The organism is Sphingomonas sp. CCH21-G11 (assembly GCF_001555965.1).
GTDB lineage: Bacteria > Pseudomonadota > Alphaproteobacteria > Sphingomonadales > Sphingomonadaceae > Sphingomonas.
Map to the genome: position 1 here is coordinate 1 of NZ_LSHX01000013.1, position 20,672 is coordinate 20,672.

A 20,672-nucleotide genomic window follows, 5' to 3' on the forward strand; every position below is an offset into this window, starting at 1 on the left:
GCCAGTACGACCTCGCAAAACTCAACGCACAACACATCGTCGACACCGTCCTCAAGGCGCTCGGCCACAACGATGTCGGCATCCGGGGGATCGGGGCCATCGCATGATCCGCGCGCATGGCCTGTTCGTCGCGCTGCTTGCCGCTGCGACCGCGATGGCGCCGGCGTCGGCGCACGCCGCCGGGCAGGACGGGGCGGGGACGGTCCGCGTCTGGGTGCCCAATACGCGCGCGGTGCGCGGGACCATCCATGTCGATGTCTGCCCGGCGGGCGACTTTCTGAAACCCTGCCCCTATTCGGCGCAGGCCCGCGTCAGGATGGGTGGCACCGAGATCATCGTGCGCGACATCCCCCCGGGGCTCTACGCCATCCAGCTGTTCCACGATGAAAACGGCAATGGCAAGGTCGATCGCGGGCTGTTCGGGATTCCGAAGGAGGGCGTCGGTTTTTCCAACAATTACCGGATCAGCACCCACGCGCCGCGTTTCAAGGATGCGCGGTTCATGGTCGGGGCCGGCGAAACCCGGATGACGATCAGCCTGCAATATTTCTGACCCCGGGGGCATCAGGGCGGTCATGCGCAATCCGATCCCGCCGCTCGTCGGCTTCAGCACCGCCCGGCCATTGATCGTCGCCGCGCTGTCGCTGGTAACGCTGGTCGTGTCCATGCTGTTCGCCGCGACGCATTTCGCGATGACGACCGACACCGGCGCGCTGATCTCGCCCGATGTCGAATGGCGCCGGCAGGAAGCCGCGGCCAATGCCGCGTTCCCGCAGTTTCGCGATCTCGCGCTCGTGGTCATCGACGGCACGACACCCGAAGCCGCCGAAGCGGCGGCGGCGCGGCTGTCAGCGGCGATGGCGCAGGACCGCGCGCATTTCCGCTCGGTCCGCCGCCCCGATGCCGGCGCGTTCTTTGCCACCAACGGGCTGTTGTTCGGCAGCGTCGCCGAGGTGCGCGGCGCGACCGCGGCGCTGATCGAGGCCCAGCCGCTGCTCGGCCCGCTCGCCGCCGATCCGTCGCTGCGCGGGATCGCGGTCGCGCTCGACACCGTGCTGATCGGGGTCGAACGCGGCGACACGCGGCTCGCCGCGATCGACCGGCCGCTCGCACGCCTCGCCGATGCGGTGGAGGCGACGGTGGCGGGACGCGAGGCGCAGTTTTCGTGGCAGGCACTGATCGGGTCGGGGCAGGGAACCCTCGCCCCGTCGCGCCGCCGGCTGATCCTGTTCCAGCCGGTGCTTGATTTCGGTGCGCTCAAGCCCGGCGAGCAGGCGACCCGCGCGATCGATGAGGCCGCACGTCGGGCCGCGCTGGACCCCGCGCACGGCGTCCGGGTGCGCGTCACCGGCGGCGTGCCGCTCAGCGACGAGGAGTTTGCCTCGCTCGAGGAGAATATCGGCCTGGTCGGCCTCGCCATGGCGGTGGCCATGCTGGTGACCTTGTGGTTCGCGACCCGCTCGGCGCGGATCGTGCTGGCGATCCTGGCGACGATCGTCGCGGGCCTGGTGACGACGACGGCGATCGGGCTGCTGGCGGTCGGCACGCTCAACCTGATCTCGGTCGCGTTCATTCCGCTGTTCGTCGGGCTGGGCGTCGATTTCGGCATCCAGATCGCAGTCCGGTTCAATGCCGAGCGGCTCGACGGTGCCGACTTCGCCCGCGCGTTGCGCAACGCGGCGACCGCGCTGGGCGGTCCGTTGCTGCTGGCGGCGGGCGCGGTGTTTCTGGGCTTCGGCGCATTCCTGCCGACCGAATATGTCGGCATCGCCGAACTCGGCATCATCGCCGGGCTCGGCATGCTGATCGCGCTCCTGTTCAGCATCACGCTGCTGCCTGCCTTGCTGATGCTGCTGCGTCCCGGCCGCCCGCACCGCGAGGTCGGCTTTTCGGCCGCCGCGCCGATCGATCGTTTCCTGGAGCGTCATCGCCGCGCAGTGCTGTGGGCGTTCGGCCTGTCGATGATCGGATCGATCGCGCTGCTGCCGCTCGTCCGGTTCGACTTCAATCCGCTCCACCTGCGCGATCCGTCCGCGCCGGCGATGCGGACACTGGCCGACCTGATGCGCGATCCGCTGCGCACGCCCAACACGATCGACGTCATGGCTGCCGACGCCGATGCCGCCGCAGCGCTCGCCCGACGGCTGGCGGCGCGGCCCGAGGTGGCGCAGGCGATCACGCTCGACAGCTTCGTCCCCACCGATCAGCCGGCCAAGCTCGCGATCATCGAGGACGCCGCACTGCTGCTCGACCTGTCGCTCAACCCGCTGGAGACCGCGCCGCCGCCGAGCGATGCTGAAACCGTCGCGGCGCTGCGCGGCGTGGCGGGACGGCTGCGGGCGGCGGGCCGCGGGCCGGACGGCGCGACCGCGCTGCGGCTGGCCAAGGCATTCGCCGCGCTGGCGGCCGCCGAACCGGCGACGCGCGCGCGTACCGAACGGGTGCTGATCGATCCGCTGCAGATCATGCTCGCCCAGGCGAGCGCGGCGCTGCAGGCGAGCGCGGTCGACCGGGCGACCCTGCCGCCCGACATCGTCCGCGACTGGGTCGCGCCCGACGGCCGGGTCCGCGTCCAGCTGTTCCCGAGCGGCGACAGCAACGACAATCGCGTGCTCAGCCGCTTCAACCGCGCGGTCCAGTCGGTCGCCCCCGCCGCGACCGGCCTGCCGGTTTCGACGCAGGCCGCCGCCGGTACCGTCGCCTGGGCGTTCATCCAGGCGGGCGTCCTGGCGATGGTGCTGGTCAGCCTGTTGCTGTTCGCGGTGCTGCGCAACGCGCGCGAGGTGGCGTTCACGCTCGCGCCGGTCATCCTGTCGGGCTTTCTGACGCTCGCGACCTGCGTGCTGATCGGGCAGCCGATCAATTTCGCCAACATCATTGCCTTTCCGCTGCTGTTCGGTGTCGGGGTGGCGTTCCACATCTACTTCGTGATGGCTTGGCGGGCGGGCGCGACCGACTTGCTGCAATCCAGCCTGGCGCGTGCGGTGCTGTTCAGCGCGCTGGCGACCGGCACCGCGTTCGGTGCGCTGTGGCTGTCGCACCATCCCGGTACCGCCAGCATGGGCAAGATCCTGATGTTGTCGCTGGCGTGGACGCTGGTGTGCGCGCTGATCTTCGAACCCGCGCTGCTCGGTTCGCCGCCGCGCGAGGATCGGGCGCGCGGCTAGGGCGCGCTCAGCGCAGCGTCGCGTTGACCCCGAGCCACAGCGTGCGCGGGTGCGAACGCTCGCGCGCATTGCCGCTGAAGCCGGTGTCGACGCGGGCATCGAACGCGTTCTCGACGCGCGCGATCAGCGCCAGCCCGTCGCCGACAATCAATGTCGCGGCGGAATCGAGGGTCAGCGCGTCGCCCAGCACGCGGCTGTTCTGGTCATCCTCGAACTGGCTGGACTGGTAGCGCCCGGTTACCGACGCCTGCGTCCCGGCGGCGGCGCGCCACGCGAGCGTCGCGCTCGCCTGGTGGCGCGGCGTCTGCGCGGGACGCAGGCCGTCCAGCGCGGCGGACGTGCCGGCACCCTGCACCCGCGCGTCGGTATAGGCGTAGGACAGGCGTGCTTCGACACTGGCGACGCGGCCCCCCGCCTCGATCTCGATCCCGCGCACGTCGAGCGCGGCCAGATTGTCGCGCCGCCGGAAGAATCCCGCCGCCGATACGAAGCCGACGCCGGGGAAATTGCCCGGCCCGCGCGCGATCGTGACGTTGGCGATCGCATCGCGCACCTGGTTGTCGAACAGCGTCGCCGAAACGAAGGTCGCGGCGCCGGGCTTCAGGTCGAAGCCAGCCTCGACGCCGTCGAGCCGTTCGGGGCGCAACGTCGCATTGGCGGCAGTGGCGTCGGCCCCGACGCGGAACGGCCGGTACAGTTCGTTGGGCGTGGGCAGCCGCCAGCCGCGATAGGCGGCGGCACGCAGGGTCAGCACGTCGCCCGCGGGTCGCCAGGACAGCCCGGCGCGCCCGGTTGGCTCGACGCCGTCGCGGTCGGCAAAGGCGAGGTCGGTGATCGGCGCGCCGCCCGCCAGCGCGACTTCGGACAGCCGACCGTTGGCAATCCACCACCCGTCGACGCGGCCGTTCAGATCGATGCCCAGCGTGTCGGCGTCGACGCGCAGGTCGGCAAAGCCCCCGGCCGTGCGGGTGGTCCCACCGGCCTCGCGACGCCGGGTGGGCGCGCCGCCGACAAAGGTGAACAGCTCGCGCGTGGTGCCGCGCGTCTCGCGCACGTCCGCGCCGATCCGCAGCCGGATGGCACTGCCCAGCGGTGGCGACAGCTCGATCCGGCCGCCGATGCCGGTCGCAGGGACGTTGTACTGGTCGAGCGTCGGCGTGACGGTCGCGCGGTCGGCGCTGACCGCGGCGAACTGGCTCGCGAAGCGGCGCGACTGGATATAGCCGAGTGCCGACCAGCGCCACGCGCCCCTGCCGACGATGCGCACGCTGGCGTCCGCGCCGTCGCTGGCGATGTCGGTAAAGGCCAGTCCGCGATCGCGCCGGTCGGTAAAGGCGCGCACCGTCGCCTGAAGCTCGCGGTCGCCGCCAACATCGAAGGCCGCGCGCAGCGTCACGTTGCTCTGGGCATAGCGTGCGGCACGATCGACGGGGCCCCGGTCGCCGGCGACGATCGGGATGAAGCCGTCGCCGCGCGCGGTGCCGGCGGTCAGTGTCGCAAAGCCGCCATCGCGCTTCAGCGTCGCGGTGGCCAGCGCGTCGACCGCGTCGCGGCTGCGATAGGCGATCTGGGCCTGCGCGGCCGGCAGCTGGTCGGGGGTTGCGCTTTCCAGCTCGACGACACCCGCCAGCGCGCCCGGTCCCCACAGCGCGCTGCCGCCGCCGCGCACGACGCGCACGGCACCCAGCGCGGCCGGCGCATAAGCGGGAAATGCGACCCAGCCTGCGAATGGATCGGCCTGTGGCACGCCGTCCAGGATCAGCAGCGCGCGGCTCGATGCGTTGCCGCCGATGCCGCGCAGTGTCAGCCCCTGGCTGGTCGGGTTGGCCGACCGGCTGTCGGCGCGGCGGAAGGATTGCAGCCCGGCGACGTCGGCCAGCACGTCCTCAAGCCGGTTGCTGGCGGTCGCGACGATCCGGTCGCGACCGATTTCGATCACCGCGTCCGAACGGTCGGCCTGGTCGACCGGGATGCCGCGACCCGTCACGACGATGTCGGGCCCAGGCGCAGGCGCAGCGGCAGGCGCGGGCGCTTGCTGACCAAGCGCGGGGAAGGCCGTGCCCATCGCCAGCACGGCCGGGACGATCCGTCGCACCGACATCGCTAGACCCGCATCATGCGGTCGCGGTGCCGTCGACGATCGCCTTGTGCCCCGCGATCAGCGCGTCGACGACCTGCGGGTCGGCCAGCGTCGAGACATCGCCGATCGCGGCATATTCATGCTCGGCGATCTTGCGCAGGATGCGGCGCATGATCTTGCCGCTGCGCGTCTTGGGCAGCGCGGGGGCGAACTGGATCGCGTCGGGGGTGGCGATCGGCCCGATCTGCTGGCGGACCCATTGCGCCAGCTCGCGATTGAGCGCTGCACTGGCGGCCGCATCCTGGGCCAGGATCGCATAGGCGTAAATGCCCTGGCCCTTGATGTCGTGGGGCACGCCGACGACCGCCGATTCGATGACCGCGGGATGCGCGTTGAGCGCGGCCTCGACCTCGGCGGTGCCCAGCCGGTGGCCCGACACGTTGATCACATCGTCGACGCGCCCGGTAATCCAATAGTCGCCATCTTCGTCCCGCCGGCAACCGTCGCCGGTGAAATAGCGGCCGGGATAGGCGGTGAAATAGGTCTGGAAAAAGCGTTCGGGGTCGCCCCACACGCCGCGCATCTGGCCCGGCCAGCTGGCGGTCAGCACCAGATTGCCCGACGTCGCGCCTTCCAGCGTCCTGCCATCGGCGTCGACCAGCGCCGGACGGATGCCGGGCAGGGGCCGGGTGGCGGATCCGGGCTTCAGCGTCACGGCACCCGGCACCGGCGCGATCAGCATCCCGCCGGTCTCGGTCTGCCACCAGGTGTCGACGATCGGACAGCGTCCCTCGCCGACGACGTCGTGATACCAGTTCCACGCTTCCGGATTGATCGGCTCGCCGACCGACCCCAGCAGGCGCAGCGACGCACGGCGGGTCGCGGCGACGGGCGCGTCGCCCTCGCGTTCCAGCGCGCGGATCGCGGTCGGCGCGGTATAGACGACGGTGACGCCATGCCGGTCGACGATGCGCCACAGCCGCGACGCGTCGGGCCAGGTCGGCACGCCTTCGAACATCACCGTCGTGCCGCCGTTCGATAGCGGGCCATAGAGCGTGTAGCTGTGCCCGGTCACCCAGCCGATATCGGCGCTGGAAAAGAACACGTCATCCTGGCGATGATCGAAGACCAGCGCGTGGGTGTAGCTCGCCCAGGCCAGATAGCCGCCGGTCGCGTGGAGCACCCCCTTGGGCGTGCCCGTCGAACCCGAGGTATAGAGGATGAACAGCGGATCGTCGGCGTCCATCACCGCGGGCGCGAACGTCTCCGCGGCGTCGGCGACCGCCTCGTGATACCAGACATCGCGGCCGGGCGTCATCGCTACGTCCGCGCCGGTGCGGCGGACGACCAGCATCCGGTCGATCCCCCCGGCATGGTCGGCGGCGATGTCGGCGTTGCGCTTGAGCGGCACCGGCTTTTGTGCGCGCAGGCCTTCATCGGCGGTGATCAGCACGCGCGACCCGCAATCGCGGATTCGCCCGGCCAGCGCCTCGGGCGAAAAGCCGCCGAACACGACCGAATGGATCGCACCGATGCGCGCGCAGGCGAGCATTGCGAACGCGGCCTCCGGGATCATCGGCATATAGATGGTGACGCGGTCACCGCGGGCCACGCCCAGCCCGGCCAGCACATTCGCCATCCGGCACGTCTCGCGGTGCAGTTCGCGATAGGTAAAACGACGCGGCGGTTCGGCGGGGTCGTCGGGTTCCCAGATCAGCGCGACCTTGTCGCCGCGCGTTTCCAGATGCCGGTCGAGGCAGTTCGCCGCCAGGTTAAGCTGGCCGTCGGCATACCAGCTGATGTGGAAATCGGCGGCGTCGAACGACCAGTCACCCGCCACCGTCGGCGTGCGGACCCAGTCAAGCCGCCGCGCGATGTCGAGCCAGTGGCCGTCGGGATCGTCGGTCGCGCGCTGATTCATCCGGGCCAGCGCCTCCGCACCGACGGTCAGCGGGCCCGCGAAGCCGGCGGGAACCTCGACCCGACGCCCCGTTCGCGCCACCGTCTTGTCCGTCATCGCTTTCTCCTGTCCCACCGATCGACCGGCGCGGGATAGGATATCTTTTCCGCGAAGACAAAGGCGCGGCCGCTCGGCCGGGCGTCAGTTCCGCCCCAGGCTGGCGCCGCCGTCGACGAACAGAGTCTGGCCGGTGACGAACGCGGCCGCGTCGGAGGCAAAGAAGGCGATGGCGGCGGCGATTTCCGCCGGGGTGCCGATCCGGTTCATCGGTACCTGCGACAGGTAGCGCGCTTCGCCCGCGCTCCCGACCGGATTGTTCTGGCGGAACAGCTCGGTCTCGGTCGGGCCCGGTGCCACCGCATTGGCAGTGATGCCGTGCGGAGCCTGCTCGATCGCGATCGTCCGGGTCAGGCTCTCCAGCGCAGCCTTCGACGCGGCATAGCTGGTGCGCAGCGGCAGGCCCAGCGTCACCAGGCTGGTGATGTTGACGATCCGCCCGAACCGCGCCGCCTGCATCCCGGGCAGCAGCGCCTGGGTCAGCTGAAGCGCGGGGCGCAGGTTGAACGCCAGCAGGCCCATGAAGTCCGCGGGCTCGATCGCGCCGAAATGTTCCGTGCGCGCCGCACCGGCATTGTTGACGATGCCGAGCACGTCGCCCCGCGCCGTCAGTTCCGTCGCCAGTGCCGCGGTGGCCACTTCGTCGCCCAGGTCGGCGGCGATGAACTCGCCGGGAAAGCTGTCCGGGGCGGACCGGGCGACGCCGATCACCTCCCAGCCATGGGCGGCGAGCGCGTCGGCGGCTACGCGGCCAATGCCTTTCGACGCGCCGGTGACGACGATCTTGCGGGCCATCATCTCAACCTTCCGCCAGCGCCATGGTGCGCGCGATGCCGCGCTGGAAAGCGGGGCGAGCCTCCAAATCGGCGACGTAACGCTGGACGTTGGGCGCGCCGTCGATCGACACTTCGGCGAACTGGCGCCGCCACAGCCAGCCGAAATGCGCGATATCGGCGACGCTGAGCGTGTCGCCCGCGACGAACCGCTGGCCTGCGAGCAGCGCATCGAGCACGCCGATCACGCGTTGCGCCTCGTTGCCGAACCGGTCGATCGCAAGCGGGATCGGCTCGGGCGCGAATTTGCGGAAAAACCCGGCATTGCCAAAGGCGGGGCCGAGGCCGGAGGCGTGGAAGAACAGCTGTTCAAAGACGCGGGCGCGTGCGACGCCCGATGCCGGCAGCAGCTTGCCGGTCTTTTCGGCGAGGTGGACGAGGATCGCGGCGCTCTCGGTCAGCACCAGGTCGCCATCGACAAGCACCGGCACCTTGGCGTTCGCGTTGAGCGCGACGAATTCCGGCGCTTTCTGTTGACCCTGGCGGACGTTGACGCTCGTCAGCGTATAGTCGAGCCCGAGTTCTTCGAGCGCGATCGGGACCTTGACGCTGTTGGGTGTCGAAAATGCGTAAACTTGGATCATGGTCGATTCTCCAATGAAAGGCGTTTGGTGACGCGGGGTTCAGCCCTGCGCGGCCATGCGGCGCGCGACGTCGGCGGCGCTGATGCCTTCGAGCGCAAGGCCATAGCCCGCCCCCTCGTCGACGATGCGGCGCAGCTTCTGGGTCAGCGCGATGCGGGTGTAGCGCCCGGTAAGCGGCGGCAGCGCCGCGATCTGGTCGGCGATCTCGTGCGCACGAGCGAGCAACCGGTCGGCGGGCACGATTTCATTGACCGCGCCATATTCCTTGGCGGTCTGCGCATCGAGCAGCTGGCGGGTCAGGATGAAGTAGCGGCCGCGGATGCTGCCGATCACCTCCGGCCACAACAGATTGACGCCGTCGCCGGGCACGATGCCAAAATCGAAATGCGGCTTGTCCTGGAACACGGTTTCCGGCGTCGCCAGGATGATGTCGGTCAGCAGCGCATACTCGCTGTGCAGCAGCACCGGGCCGTTGAGCGCGCTGATCATCGGAACCTCGATGTCGAGGATGTTCGACAGCACCTTGCGGCCTTCGCGCAGGATCTTGTCATAACCGACCGGCGTGAAGAAATCGAAGCCCTCGGGGTCGATCGTGTCCATGAACGCGTCGCCGCTGCCGGTCAGGATGACGGCGCGATTCTCCCTGTCCTCGCCGATCGCGTGGAACAGGTCGACAAACTGTTCGTGGGTGTGGCCGTTGAAGATCAGCTTGTCGCCGTCGGTGTGCAGCATGACTTCGAGCACGCCATTGTCCTTGCGGGTCAGCCGGGCGTTGGCAAAGGCGTTGCGATAGGTGTCGAACTTGGCCATCTGAACCTCCATCGGACCGCGTTGGATCGGCGGCGTTGATGCTCAGATAGCTGGGCGCGGGCTGCGACGGATGACGGGATGTTGCGATATCGCCTATTCCGCCGGGGAATAGCGCAAGCGACGGAAATGCTGCGGCACCTTGCCTTGCCCTTCGCGGTCAGTCGCGTGCGAGGACGATCATTCCACCCGGTGCGGGGACGCAGTCCAGCCATTCGCGGACCGGCAAGCCGCGACGATGCCCGATCAGGCTCGCGATCGGCCCGCCATGGGTGACGACCACGCCCGGCCCGTCGGGCAGCCGCCGCCAAGCGGCGAGCGCGCGGTCCATCAGCGCAAGGGTGGTTTCGCCGCCGCCCGGCCTGAACTGGTCGGGCGCGTCGATCATGCCGTCCATCGCATTGCCGGTGGCACGATGGATCGCAGCCCAGCTTTGCCCCTCCCACGTGCCGAAGTCGCGCTCGCGCCAGCCGGGATCGGCGACGAGCGCACAGCGTGCGTGCGCAGCGATGCGGCGGGCGAGCCGGGTGCTGCGCGTGAGGCCGCTGTGCACGACCCATGCGGGGTCCCGCGCCGCCAGTTCCGCCGCCAGCGGCGCGATCGCCGCGATGCCCTGTCGGCTGAGACCGGCATCGCTGACGCCGTAGCAGCGACCGTGCCAGGCGCGCGCCACCTGGGTGTGGCGGACGAGCACGACGTCGGCTGTCACCGCGCGGCTGCCGCGAGCAGCAGGATGAGCTGGCCCATATAGGCCGCAAAGCCCAGGCAATCGCCGGTGCTGCCGCCAATCCGCCGGCGCAGCAGGCCGCGCAGCCACAGGCAGAACACGCCCGCGATGCAAATCGCTGCAATGAACGCGACCGGCTGGAACAGCGCGACCGCGGCCAGCCCGGGAATCGCCGTTGCGGTGGCGCGCATCAGCGTGGCCGCGCCGACGCCGGTGCCGACATCCTTGGCCAGCCCGGTTCCGCCCGGTGCCGGGGCAATGATCGTCATCATCACGACGACGACCAGCCGGCCGAACGTCGCCGCGCCGATCAGCGCGGCCGACGCCACCCAAGGCGTCAGCGTGGTCAGGATGGCAACGCTCAGCGCCGCGCGCAGCCCGATCGCCAGGATCAGCCCGACGCTGCCATAGCTGCCGATCCGGCTGTCCTTCAGAATGCGCCGCACGTCTTCGGGCGTGCTGCCGCCGCCGAACGCGTCGCAGAAATCGGCGACGGCATCCTCGTGGAAGGCGCCGGTCAGCCGCGCCTCGATCGCCAGCGCAATCAGCACCGCGACGACCGGCGGCCACAGCTGCGCCGCGGCGAGCGCGACCGCGGCGGTGATCGCGCCGACCAGCGCGCCGACCAGGGGAAACCAGGCCACCGCGCGCACCAGCCCGGTCGCCACCTGCGCGGCGGTCAGGCTGGCGGTCCCTGGCACCGGCAGGCGCGTCAGGAACTGCACGGCCAGTACCGGTGGTGCCCACCACGGGCAGTCGGGCGACGCGTCAGACGCCAAGTTCATCGAGCCGCGCGACGTCGGACAAAAGGGCCGCCGCGCTGTCGAGCAGGGGCAGCGCGACGAGCGCGCCCGTGCCCTCGCCCAGCCGCATCTCCCAATCGAGCAGCGGTTCGAGGCCCAGCGCGTGGAGCGCCGCGCCATGCCCGGGTTCGGCGGAGCGATGCGCGGCGATCATCGCGTCGCGCGTGCCCGGTGCCAGCGCCTCTGCGATCAACGCGGCGGCGGTCGCGACAAAGCCGTCGAGCAGCAGCGTCGCGCCCAGGGTCGCGCCCTCGGCGAAGAAGCCGGCCATCGCCACGATCTCGAACCCGGCGACTTCGGCGATGGCGGCGCGCGGATCGGCGGGCAGGTGCGCGCGCGCGCGCGCCGTCGCGGCGGCGACGATCCGCGTCTTCGCCGCCAGCATTGCATCGTCCGCGCCCGCGCCGCGCCCGACCGCACCGGCGGGATCGGCCTGGGCCAGCAGCGCGGTCAGGCACGCGGCCGACGTCGTGTTGCCGATGCCCATCTCGCCCGCGATCAGCACCTGATGCCCGTCCGCCCGCGCGCGCCGCGCCTCCTGCGCGCCGGTCGTCCATGCGGCGTCGAACTGCGCGACGGTCATTGCCGAGCCGACCGACAGGTCGGCGGTGCCCGCACCCAGGCTGGCACGCGCATGAAACGTCGGATGCGGCGGGGCGGGGGGCAGGGCGACGCCGACATCGGCGAGCCGCAGGTCGCAACCCTGCGCCGCGGCCAGCGCCGAACTGGTCGCCCGTCCGGCCAGGATGGTGCCGACCATCAGCCCGGTCACCGCCTGCGGCCATGCCGAAACGCCCTGCGCGACGACGCCATGGTCGGCGGCGAACAGCACGATCCGGCGCGGGCGCGTCGCGGGCGTCAGGTGCTGCTGGATGACGGCGAGCCGCACCGCCAGCTTTTCGAGCCGCCCCAGGCTGCGGGTCGGTTTGGCAAGCGCGTCCAGATGCGCCCAGGCGGCGGCTTCATCGATCATCGTTCATCCCTTGCAATCGCCACCAGCCGATCGACGTCGACATGCGTTTCGAGGTGGTCGGCCAGCATGTCCAGCGCCCGGTCGACGCGATCGGCCTGTGCGACGCCGTCGCTGCCGCTGCCGATCTGCGCGAGCCAGGCGGCGCGCTGCGTGGGGTGGTCGAACAGGCGGTGGACATAACATCCCGCAATGCGGCCATCGGTGCTGATCGCCCCGTCGATCTGGCCGTCGGCGAGGCGCAGCAGCGGCTGCACCGGCGCGTACGGCACCGTCCGTCCGGCGTGGATCTCGTACCCGATAAAGGGCGCGCCGTCGGCGATGCGGGTGCCGGTGGTCTCGACGACGCGTTTGTCGGCGGTCAGCACCGTGGCGACGGGCAGGTGGCCGAGCCCCGCAACCTCGCGCGCCGGCCCCTCGATGCCGTCCGGATCGGAAATGGTCGCGCCCAGCATCTGATAGCCGCCGCAGATGCCCAGCAGCGCGCCGCCGCGCCGGACATGCGCGGCGATGTCGATGTCCCACCCCTGCCGGCGCACGAAATCCAGGTCGGCGATCGTCGCCTTGGTGCCGGGCAGGATGATCAGCGCCGCGTCGGCGGGCAGCGGCGTGCCCGGCGGCACCATGACCAGCCGCACGCCGGGTTCGTGGCGCAGCGGATCGAAATCGTCGAAATTGGCGATGCGCGACAGCATCGGCACCGCGATGGTGATCGCGCCGGGCGACGCGGCGGCGGTATCGAGCACGACCGCATCCTCCGCCGGCAATTGCCGCGCCGCCGCCAGCCAGGGCACGATGCCCAGCCCCGGCCAGCCGGTGCGCCGCGCGATCTCGGCATAGCCATCGTCGAACAGGCGGATGTCGCCGCGGAACTTGTTGATCACGAATCCGCGGATCATCGCGGCATCGGCGGGGTCGAGCACCGCCTGTGTCCCGACCAGCGACGCGATCACGCCGCCGCGGTCGATGTCGCCGACCAGCACGACGGGCACATTCGCTGCGCGTGAAAAGCCCATATTGGCGATGTCGCCGGCGCGCAGATTGGTTTCGGCCGGGCTGCCCGCGCCCTCGACGATCACCAGATCGGCCTGCGCGCGCAGCCGGTGCCAGGATTGCAGCACCGCGGCCAGCCAGGCATCCTTGCGCCGGCGATAGTCGCCGGCGTCGAGCGTGCCCGCGACCCGGCCGTGGATGACCAGCTGCGCGCCGGTGTCCGATTGCGGCTTGATCAGCACCGGGTTCATGTCGGTGGTCGGCGGCGTACGGCACGCCATCGCCTGCAGCGCCTGGGCCCGGCCGATTTCGCCGCCCGCCGCGACGGCGGCGTTGTTCGACATGTTCTGCGGCTTGAACGGGCGCACGGTCAGGCCGCGATTGGCAAGGGCGCGGCACAATCCGGCGACCAGCACCGACTTGCCGACGTCCGATCCGGTGCCCTGGAGCATCACCGCAGCCATGCGATCGCCCCAACCGACAGCCAGAGCAACAGGCAGGCGCGACGATAGATCGCGAGCGCGCGGTCGAGGTCGGCGGCATCGGGCGGCGGCCCGTCGCCCAGCCATGCGCGTGGTGCCGGCGCGCCGTCATAGCTGACCGGCCCGCCCAGCCGCCGGCCGATTGCGCCCGCCATCGCTGCTTCCGGCCAGCCGCCATTGGGCGAGGCGTGGTGCCGGGCGTCGCGCCACATGACAGCAAACCCGCCGCCGCCCGCGATCGCGATGCCCAGCCCGGCAAGCCGCGCCGGCAACCAGTTGGCCATGTCGTCCAGACGCGCGGCGGCCCAGCCAAACCAGCGGTAGCGATCGTCGCGATGGCCGATCAACGAATCGGCGGTGTTGATCGCCTTGCACGCCAACAGCCCCGGTAACCCTGCGACGAGGAACCAGAATGCCGGTGCGACCACGCCGTCGCAAAAGCTCTCCGCCAGGCTCTCGGTCGCCGCCAGTGCAACGCCCCGCTGGTCGAGCGTCGCGGTATCGCGCCCGACGATATGCGCCACCGCCGCGCGCGCGGCGACCAGGTCACCCCGGCGCAGCGGGCGCGCCACCGCGCGGACATGATCGTCCAGGCTGCGCTGGGCGAGCCCCGTCGTCGCCAGCACGATGATCGCCGTGATCCCGATCGCGTGGTCGCCGGCGATCCGTTCGACGAGCAGCCCGGCCGCCGCCGCCCCGCCGGCGACGACGATGATCAGCGCGACCCCCATCGTGCGGCGACGCGGCGCACTGCCCCGGTTCCATCCGCGCTCCAGCGCCGCGATCGCGCCGCCGATCCAGGTCACGGGATGACCGATCGCTCCGAACAGCGCGGCCGGATAGCCGATCGCCGCCTCGCCGATCAGCGCGACCAGCAGTTGTTCGGGCCGCGCGATCACGCGGGTGCCACCCGACCGGTCGAAACCAGCACGCGATCGCCTGCATCCGTGGTGGCGATCGTACAGGCGATGCCATAGGTGTCGCGGATGCGCGCCGGAGTCAGCACTACATCCGGTGGTCCGTCCGCGCTCACGCGCCCGCCCGCCAGCAGCAGCACCTGATCGGCGATCCGCAGTGCGTGGTTGAGGTCATGGAGGACGACGATCACGCCCGCGCCCGCGGCGGCGGCGGCGCGCAGCCCGTCGAGCGCGTCATGCTGGTGCGCGGGGTCCAGATTGGCGAGCGGCTCGTCGGCGAGCAGCCATTCGGGCGCGCCCGCCAGCACGCGGGCAAGCAGCACGCGCGCACGCTCGCCCCCCGACAGCGCGGAGACCGGGCGATCGGCAAAGCGGGCGACGTCGGTGGCCGCCATTGCGGCGGCGACTGCGGCTCGGTCGGCAGTGCTTTCGCCCCAGCGGCCACGATGCGGATAGCGGCCCAGCGCGACCAGCGTTGCGACATCGACGTCCCAATGCACGTCGGCGACCTGCGGCAGCAATCCGATGCGCCGCGCCAGATCGCGCCGCGACACCGCGTCACGCGGCGTGCCGTCGATCCGCACCTCGCCGCGATCGGGTCGGCGCAGTCCGGCCAGACAGGCGAGCAGCGTCGACTTGCCCGCGCCATTGGGGCCGAGCACAGCGGTCACCTGCCCGCGCCCGAAGCGCGCGGCAACGTCGTCGAGCACGCGGACGCCGCCCAGCGTGACCGTCAGCGCCGCGACCGTCAGCTCGCCCATCGTCGCCACCCTCATGCCAGTTTCCGCCGCATGCGCAGCAGCAGGACCAGGAAGAACGGCCCGCCCAGCATCGACATGGCGATGCCCAGCCGCAGCTCGCTGACCGTCGGCATCGCGCGCACCACGCTGTCGGCGACGATCAGCAGCAGCGCGCCCGCCAGCGCGGCGGGGAGGAGCACCGCCGAAGGCCGGTTGCCGACAAAGGGGCGGACCATGTGCGGCACGATCAGCCCGACAAAGCCGATCACCCCGGCGGTCGCCACCGAAGCGCCGACGCATAGCGCGACACCGACGACGACGAGCAGCTGGAGCCGCACCGGATCGACCCCCATCGACCGCGCGGCGCTGTCGCCCAACGTCAGCACGTCGAGCGTGCGCGCGGTCAGCGCCAGCACCGCGATGCCCAGGCCGATCAGCGGCAGCGCCAGGCGGACATCATCCCAGCTGCGATCGGTGAGTGCCCCCATGAGCCAGGTGACGATCTGCGACGTAACGAACGGGGTGGGGGCCAGGCTGATCGCCAGCGCAGTCATCGATCCTGCCACGCTCGACACGATGACGCCGGCCAGCGTGAAGATGACGATGCTGCCCGATCGCCCGACGATCAGCGCGAGCAGCGTCATCGTCGCCGCCGCCCCGCCGAGCGCGAAGGCGGGCAGCAGCCACGGCGCGGCGGCATAGCCGAAATAGAGCGAGATCACCGCCCCCAGCGCCGCGCCCGCCGACACGCCGAACAGACCCGGATCGGCGAGCGGGTTGCGCAGATAGCCCTGCATCACCGCGCCCGACATGCCGAGCCCCGCGCCGACGAGCGCGGCGAGCACGGTGCGCGGCAGGCGCAGCTCGGCGATGATCGGCCAGCGCGGGTCACCGAGCGTCCAGGCATCGAACGGAATCCACACCTTGCCCGCGATCAGCGAGGCGAGCATCGCCGCCGCGATCGCCGCGACCAGCGCCAGGTTGAGCGCCCCCCGCCGGGTCATAGCGACCGCCGCACGCGCGCAAGGTGGCCGACCGCGTCGATGATCGTGGGTCCCCCGCAATTCAGCAGCCGGTCGGGATAGGGGCGCACCGCGATCCGATCGCGCAGCCCGTCGAGCACCGGGTGGCCCAGCATCCGGTCGTCCTGCCCCCGCGCGCCGACCGACAGCAGCAGGCGGGGCGGGCGCGCGACCAGCGGCTCGAGCGGGAGCACGTCCCACTGCTTCAGGCCATAGCGCGCGCTCTGGTTGGCGAAGCCCGTGCTGCGCAGCAATTCGTCGGCCAGCGTGCCGGTGCCGGGGACCAGCCCGCCGCCCTGCCAGATCAGCGCCGGTACCGCCGGCCCCCCGGTCCGCGCCGCGCGCACCGCCGCGTCGATCCGTCGGACCAGCGCCTCGCCACGTTCGGGCCGGCCGATCGCCGCGGCGATGGTGCGAATCTGCGCGTCGCTTTCCGCCACGGTCGCGGGCACGCCGATCTGCACCAGGGCGATGTCCAGCCGGCGGAGCGCAGCGATCGTCGAAGGCTCGACATGCCCGCCGGCGATGACCAGGTCGGGATCAAGCGCGACGACTTCCTCCGCCGTCCCCGACGTCGCGGTAAAGCGTCGCGCCAGCGCGATCGGGATCGATGTCGCGCGCGGGTCCTGCGAATAGTGGCTGATGCCCGCGATCTGCCGCGGATCGGCGACCTGCATCAGCACCGCGTCGACGCACGGGTTGATCGACACGACGCGTGGCGATGCGCCTGCCGATTGCCGTCCGGCGGCAGGCGGCGGCGCGGCGGTGCAGCCGGCGCTCGCCAGCGCCAGCGCGATGGACGGCACGGCCGCCCGGACCCACGCGATCGCCGTCGCGCGCATCAGAACTCGACGCCCTTCTGCGCCTTGAACCCGGCCTTGTAGGGGTGCTTGACCTCGCCGAACTCGGTGACCAGGTCGGCGATCTCGATCAGGGCGGGCTGGGCGTTGCGGCCGGTGATGCAGATATGCTTGGTCAGCGGCCGGTCCTTCAGGAACGCGACGATCTCGTCGATCGGGAGCGTCTCCTGGCGCAGCACGATATTGAGCTCGTCGAGGATCACGAAGTCATAGGCCGGGTCGAGGATGAGCGCCTTTGATCGTTCCCACGCCGCGCGCGCAGCGGCGATGTCGCGGGCGCGGTCCTGTGTGTCCCAGGTGAAACCCTCGCCCATCACCTCAAAGGTCAGCAGGTCGGGATTGGCGTGGAAGAAGTTCTTCTCCCCGGTTTCCCAGCTGCCCTTCACATATTGGACGATGCCCACCTTCATTCCCCAGCCCAGGCTGCGGATCGCCATGCCGAACGCGGCGGACGACTTGCCCTTGCCATTGCCGGTATGGACGATCAGCAGCCCGCGCTCGAGCGTGTGCCGCGCCTGGATGCGCGCGCGTGCCGCCTGGACGCGCTTCATGCGTTCGTTGTGGCGGGCGAAGTCGGCTTCGGTTTCGGTCATCGGTCGTTGCTCCATGAAGCCAGGGCGTCGCACACGCGTTGCCAGCTCGCCACGTCGCCGGGCAGTCCCAGGCGCAGCCACGTCGGCTGCGCCACGAACGGGCGGGTCAGCACACCGGCGCGGGCGAGGTGCGCGAACAGCGCGTCGCGTCGCGGCAGTGCGACCAGCATGAAGAACGCGGTGCGGCCGACGATGTCCAGCCCCGCCGCCGCGACCTGCGCCGCCATCCGCTCGGACGCCTCGCTCAGCCGCTGGCGCTGCCCCGACTGCCAGGCCGTGTCCCCATAGGCGGCGATCCCCGCCGCCAGCGCGGGCGTGCTGATCGGCCAGTCGCCCAGCATTGCGCGCAACGGTGCCGCAATAGCGGGCGGCGCGATGACGAAGCCCAGCCGCAGCCCGGCCAGCCCATAGAACTTCCCGAACGATCGCAGCACGATCAGTCCCGGCCAGCCGCGCCCCGCCACGCTGTCCTCGGGGATCGCATCGGCAAAGGCCTCGTCGACGATCAGCCAGCCGCCTTTCGCCGCCAGCCGCGTGGCGACGCCGGCCAGCGCGTTGGCATCAGCGTACCATCCGTCCGGATTGTTGGGGCGGGCGAGGACGATGTGGCGGTGTTCGCCGGCGACATCGGCGAAGTCGGCGCGGGACAACGCGACCGCCCTGTCCTGCGGCCACATCGCGCGGTGGCCCGCATAGCCCGGTGTCACCCAGCCGGCGGGTCCGGGCAGGATCGCCCCGATCAGGCGCAGCGCCAGGTCGCTGCCCGGTACCGCCACCACATGGTCGGGGACGGTGCCAAAGGCATGTGCCGCGCGCGCCTCCAGCTCTGCCAGCCGCGCCGGATCGGGCAGGGGGGCGGGGGCTTCACCGGGTTCAGCGACCGGATAGGCCCAGGGCGCGATGCCGGTCGACAGGTCGGTCCAGGCCGCCACCTGCGGGAACCACGCGCGCGCCTGGTCGACGCGGCCGCCATGGACGGCGAAGCGCGCGATCAGGTCGGGGGCGGGCGCGGTCATCAATAGGCCAGCCGCACCCCGGCATAGCCGGCGCGTCCCGGGGTACCGAAGCGGAAGAGCGTTTCGTAGCGTTCGTCGAACAGATTCTCGACCCGGCCATAGATTTCGACGCGGTCGGTGACCGGCCACGCGGCGCGCAGGTCGGCGATGACATAGCCTTCGATCCGGCGGCTGTTGGCGGCATTGTCGAAACTCGCGCCGACATGGGTCAGCGTCGCCCCGGTTTCCAGCCCGAACGGCCAGCGATAATCGACCAGCGCCGTCACGCTGTGCCGGGGACGGCGGACGAGCTGGTGACCGAAATTGGCGTCGCCGGGCGACCGGTTGGTCGCGTCGAGATAGCTGTAATTCGCCTGGACGCTGAGCGCTGGCACGGGCTGCAGCGCAAGCGCGAACTCGACGCCCTGTGCGCGGGCGCGCGCGACATTGTCATAGGTGCCCGACGGCCGTCCGACGCAGATGCCGGTTGGCGGGGCGGGACAGGAGATGAAACCGATCAGGTCGCTCGACGTCCGGCGGAACCAGGTTGCACTGGCGCGCACGCGGCCGTCCGCCAGCGCCTGGCTCACGCCCGCGTCCCAGCCCCGCGACCGTTCGGGCCGCAACGTGGCGTTGCCGAAATCGCTTTGCAGCTGGAACAGCGACGGTGCCTTGAACCCCTCGGCATAGCTGGCGCGCAACGTCGTGCCCGTTCCGCCAATCGCGAACACGCCGCTCGCGCCGAGCGTGGTGGCACCGCCAAAACGGTCATGGTCGTCGTGGCGCACCCCGCCGGTCAGCGTCACCCCGCGGGCCGGCGTCGCCACCAGCTGGCCATAGACGCTGTCCAGGCGCGCGCGCCCGACCGTCGGCGGCGCGCCGAAGCTGCTGCTCGTGAAGCGCGATGTCTCGCGCTCCAGCCCGCCGGTCGCCTGCCACCCCTCGGCGATGTCGAGCACGCCCTGATATTCGATCCGGGCGTTGCGGCCGTGCGCGGCAAAGGTTTCGGCATCGCCCTGGGCGCGGTCGATGTTGCGGCGGCGCGTGTCGGTATGCGCATAGCCCAGCCGGTTGCGCAGCCGCCCGTCGAACAGCGCCGCGTTGATCCCGCCATAACCGACCAGCTCGCGCGTGCGCGATTGCTCGTCGACATCGCCGAACTGAAAGGCCGGGGGCGCGAAGCCGTCGATGTTGACACGCCCGTTGGAATACCAGCCCCGCGCCTCCGCAGAAACGCCCTCGGCCACCGCCACGCTCAGCCGCGCATTGGCACCGAAATTTTCGTATCCGTCGCGCTCTGTGCCGCCGCGCGCCTCGCTGAACGCGGAAATCCCGTCGGTGCGAAACCAGCCCGCGCCGCCGCTCGCCGATACCGGTCCGATCCGGCCCGCGACGTTGCCGACGACCTGTCCGGTGCCGCGATAACCGCCTTCGCCGCGCAGGTTGGCGGTCAGCCGCTCGGTCGGCTGGCGCGTGATCATGTTGACGACGCCGCCGATCGCCTGGCTTCCCCACAGCACCGAAGACGGTCCGCGCAGCACCTCGATCCGCTCGATATTGCCGACCAGCAGGTTGCCGAAATTGAAGCCGCCGCCCGGTGACGACGGATCGTTCAGCTTGACCCCGTCGATCAGCGCGACCGTCTGGTCGCTTTCCGCGCCGCGGATGAACACCGATGTGGTCGCGCCGATACCGCCGTTGCGCGTGATGCTTACCCCCGGCACGGTGCGCAGGATATCGGCGACCGTTCGCGTCTGGCGGCGGCTCAGTTCGGCATCGTCGAGGACGGTGACCGACTGGCCGACCCGTTCGATCGGCTGGGGCGTGCGGTTGGCGGTGACGACGATGACGGAATCGTCGACGACCGCCGCGTCACGGTCCGGATCGGCGAGCGCCGGGGCGGGGATACAGGATGCCAGGGCAGTGATTGCCCCGGCGGTGGTCACGAAACTGGCGCGCACGACTTCCCTCCACGATCGGGGGGTCGCGCGCCAGCGGCACGATGCAACGAAGGCCGGGCATCGCCCGCGCACGCCACCCCATTCGATGTCGTCACGCGAGGAAGACCCTCGATCGCGCTGA

18 protein-coding genes are annotated in these 20,672 nt (G+C 71.0%); 2 read left to right on the forward strand and 16 right to left on the reverse strand.

Annotation, left to right across the window (positions count from 1 at the left end; translation table 11 throughout):
• Positions 1-103 precede the first annotated feature (103 nt).
• Together AX676_RS02800 and AX676_RS02805 are read left to right on the forward strand one after the other, a co-directional pair.
• The gene (locus tag AX676_RS02800; RefSeq protein ID WP_066481219.1) at positions 104-553 is read left to right on the forward strand and encodes a DUF2141 domain-containing protein; all 450 of its coding nucleotides are present in this window, start codon (positions 104-106) and stop codon (positions 551-553) included.
• Positions 554-575: 22 nt separating this feature from the next.
• Positions 576-3,167, forward strand: a complete 2,592-nt coding sequence (locus tag AX676_RS02805; protein ID WP_066481230.1) for an MMPL family transporter — start codon at positions 576-578, stop codon at positions 3,165-3,167.
• Positions 3,168-3,174: 7 nt separating this feature from the next.
• Here AX676_RS02805 and AX676_RS02810 read toward each other — a convergent pair whose 3' ends face one another.
• The 16 genes from AX676_RS02810 to AX676_RS02885 all read right to left on the reverse strand — a co-directional run bounded on the left by AX676_RS02810 (position 3,175) and on the right by AX676_RS02885 (position 20,551).
• Positions 3,175-5,268, reverse strand: coding sequence for a TonB-dependent receptor (locus AX676_RS02810; protein ID WP_066481232.1), 2,094 nt, complete (start codon positions 5,266-5,268; stop codon positions 3,175-3,177).
• Positions 5,269-5,281: 13 nt separating this feature from the next.
• Positions 5,282-7,264, reverse strand: coding sequence for an acetate--CoA ligase (gene acs / locus AX676_RS02815; RefSeq protein ID WP_066481234.1), 1,983 nt, complete (start codon positions 7,262-7,264; stop codon positions 5,282-5,284).
• An 84-nt stretch (positions 7,265-7,348) separates the two neighbouring features.
• Positions 7,349-8,062, reverse strand: a complete 714-nt coding sequence (locus AX676_RS02820; protein WP_066481236.1) for an SDR family oxidoreductase — start codon at positions 8,060-8,062, stop codon at positions 7,349-7,351.
• Between the two features lies 1 nt (position 8,063).
• A complete protein-coding gene (locus AX676_RS02825; protein ID WP_066481239.1) occupies positions 8,064-8,681 on the reverse strand; it encodes a glutathione S-transferase family protein in 618 nt (205 codons plus the stop codon).
• Between the two features lie 39 nt (positions 8,682-8,720).
• The gene (locus AX676_RS02830; protein ID WP_066481282.1) at positions 8,721-9,491 is read right to left on the reverse strand and encodes an enoyl-CoA hydratase/isomerase family protein; all 771 of its coding nucleotides are present in this window, start codon (positions 9,489-9,491) and stop codon (positions 8,721-8,723) included.
• Positions 9,492-9,648: 157 nt separating this feature from the next.
• Positions 9,649-10,197 carry a histidine phosphatase family protein gene (locus AX676_RS02835; RefSeq protein WP_066481243.1) on the reverse strand — a complete coding sequence of 183 codons (549 nt, stop codon included), beginning with the start codon at positions 10,195-10,197 and terminating at the stop codon, positions 9,649-9,651.
• A complete protein-coding gene (locus tag AX676_RS02840) occupies positions 10,194-11,000 on the reverse strand; it encodes an adenosylcobinamide-GDP ribazoletransferase (protein WP_066481246.1) in 807 nt (268 codons plus the stop codon). Before AX676_RS02840 ends, AX676_RS02835 begins: the two co-directional genes overlap by 4 nt.
• Positions 10,984-11,991 carry a nicotinate-nucleotide--dimethylbenzimidazole phosphoribosyltransferase gene (cobT, locus tag AX676_RS02845; RefSeq protein ID WP_066481249.1) on the reverse strand — a complete coding sequence of 336 codons (1,008 nt, stop codon included), beginning with the start codon at positions 11,989-11,991 and terminating at the stop codon, positions 10,984-10,986. Before cobT ends, AX676_RS02840 begins: the two co-directional genes overlap by 17 nt.
• Positions 11,988-13,445, reverse strand: a complete 1,458-nt coding sequence (locus AX676_RS02850; protein ID WP_066481250.1) for a cobyric acid synthase — start codon at positions 13,443-13,445, stop codon at positions 11,988-11,990. The genes cobT and AX676_RS02850 overlap by 4 nt, the downstream gene beginning before the upstream one ends.
• A complete protein-coding gene (gene cbiB / locus AX676_RS02855) occupies positions 13,433-14,362 on the reverse strand; it encodes an adenosylcobinamide-phosphate synthase CbiB (RefSeq protein ID WP_082731073.1) in 930 nt (309 codons plus the stop codon). The genes AX676_RS02850 and cbiB overlap by 13 nt, the downstream gene beginning before the upstream one ends.
• Positions 14,359-15,156 carry an ABC transporter ATP-binding protein gene (locus AX676_RS02860; RefSeq protein WP_231726085.1) on the reverse strand — a complete coding sequence of 266 codons (798 nt, stop codon included), beginning with the start codon at positions 15,154-15,156 and terminating at the stop codon, positions 14,359-14,361. Before AX676_RS02860 ends, cbiB begins: the two co-directional genes overlap by 4 nt.
• On the reverse strand, positions 15,153-16,124 hold the full coding sequence (locus AX676_RS02865) for a FecCD family ABC transporter permease (protein WP_066481257.1): 972 nt from the start codon (positions 16,122-16,124) through the stop codon (positions 15,153-15,155). The genes AX676_RS02860 and AX676_RS02865 overlap by 4 nt, the downstream gene beginning before the upstream one ends.
• Entirely contained in the window at positions 16,121-16,984 is an 864-nt protein-coding gene (locus tag AX676_RS02870) for an ABC transporter substrate-binding protein (protein ID WP_066481259.1), read from the reverse strand. Before AX676_RS02870 ends, AX676_RS02865 begins: the two co-directional genes overlap by 4 nt.
• Entirely contained in the window at positions 16,984-17,595 is a 612-nt protein-coding gene (gene cobO, locus AX676_RS02875) for a cob(I)yrinic acid a,c-diamide adenosyltransferase (protein ID WP_082731074.1), read from the reverse strand. The genes AX676_RS02870 and cobO overlap by 1 nt, the downstream gene beginning before the upstream one ends.
• Positions 17,592-18,611 (reverse strand): threonine-phosphate decarboxylase, encoded by a 1,020-nt coding sequence (locus AX676_RS02880; RefSeq protein ID WP_066481263.1) that lies wholly within the window; start codon positions 18,609-18,611, stop codon positions 17,592-17,594. Before AX676_RS02880 ends, cobO begins: the two co-directional genes overlap by 4 nt.
• The gene (locus AX676_RS02885) at positions 18,611-20,551 is read right to left on the reverse strand and encodes a TonB-dependent receptor plug domain-containing protein (protein WP_156437790.1); all 1,941 of its coding nucleotides are present in this window, start codon (positions 20,549-20,551) and stop codon (positions 18,611-18,613) included. Before AX676_RS02885 ends, AX676_RS02880 begins: the two co-directional genes overlap by 1 nt.
• Positions 20,552-20,672: the final 121 nt, after the last annotated feature.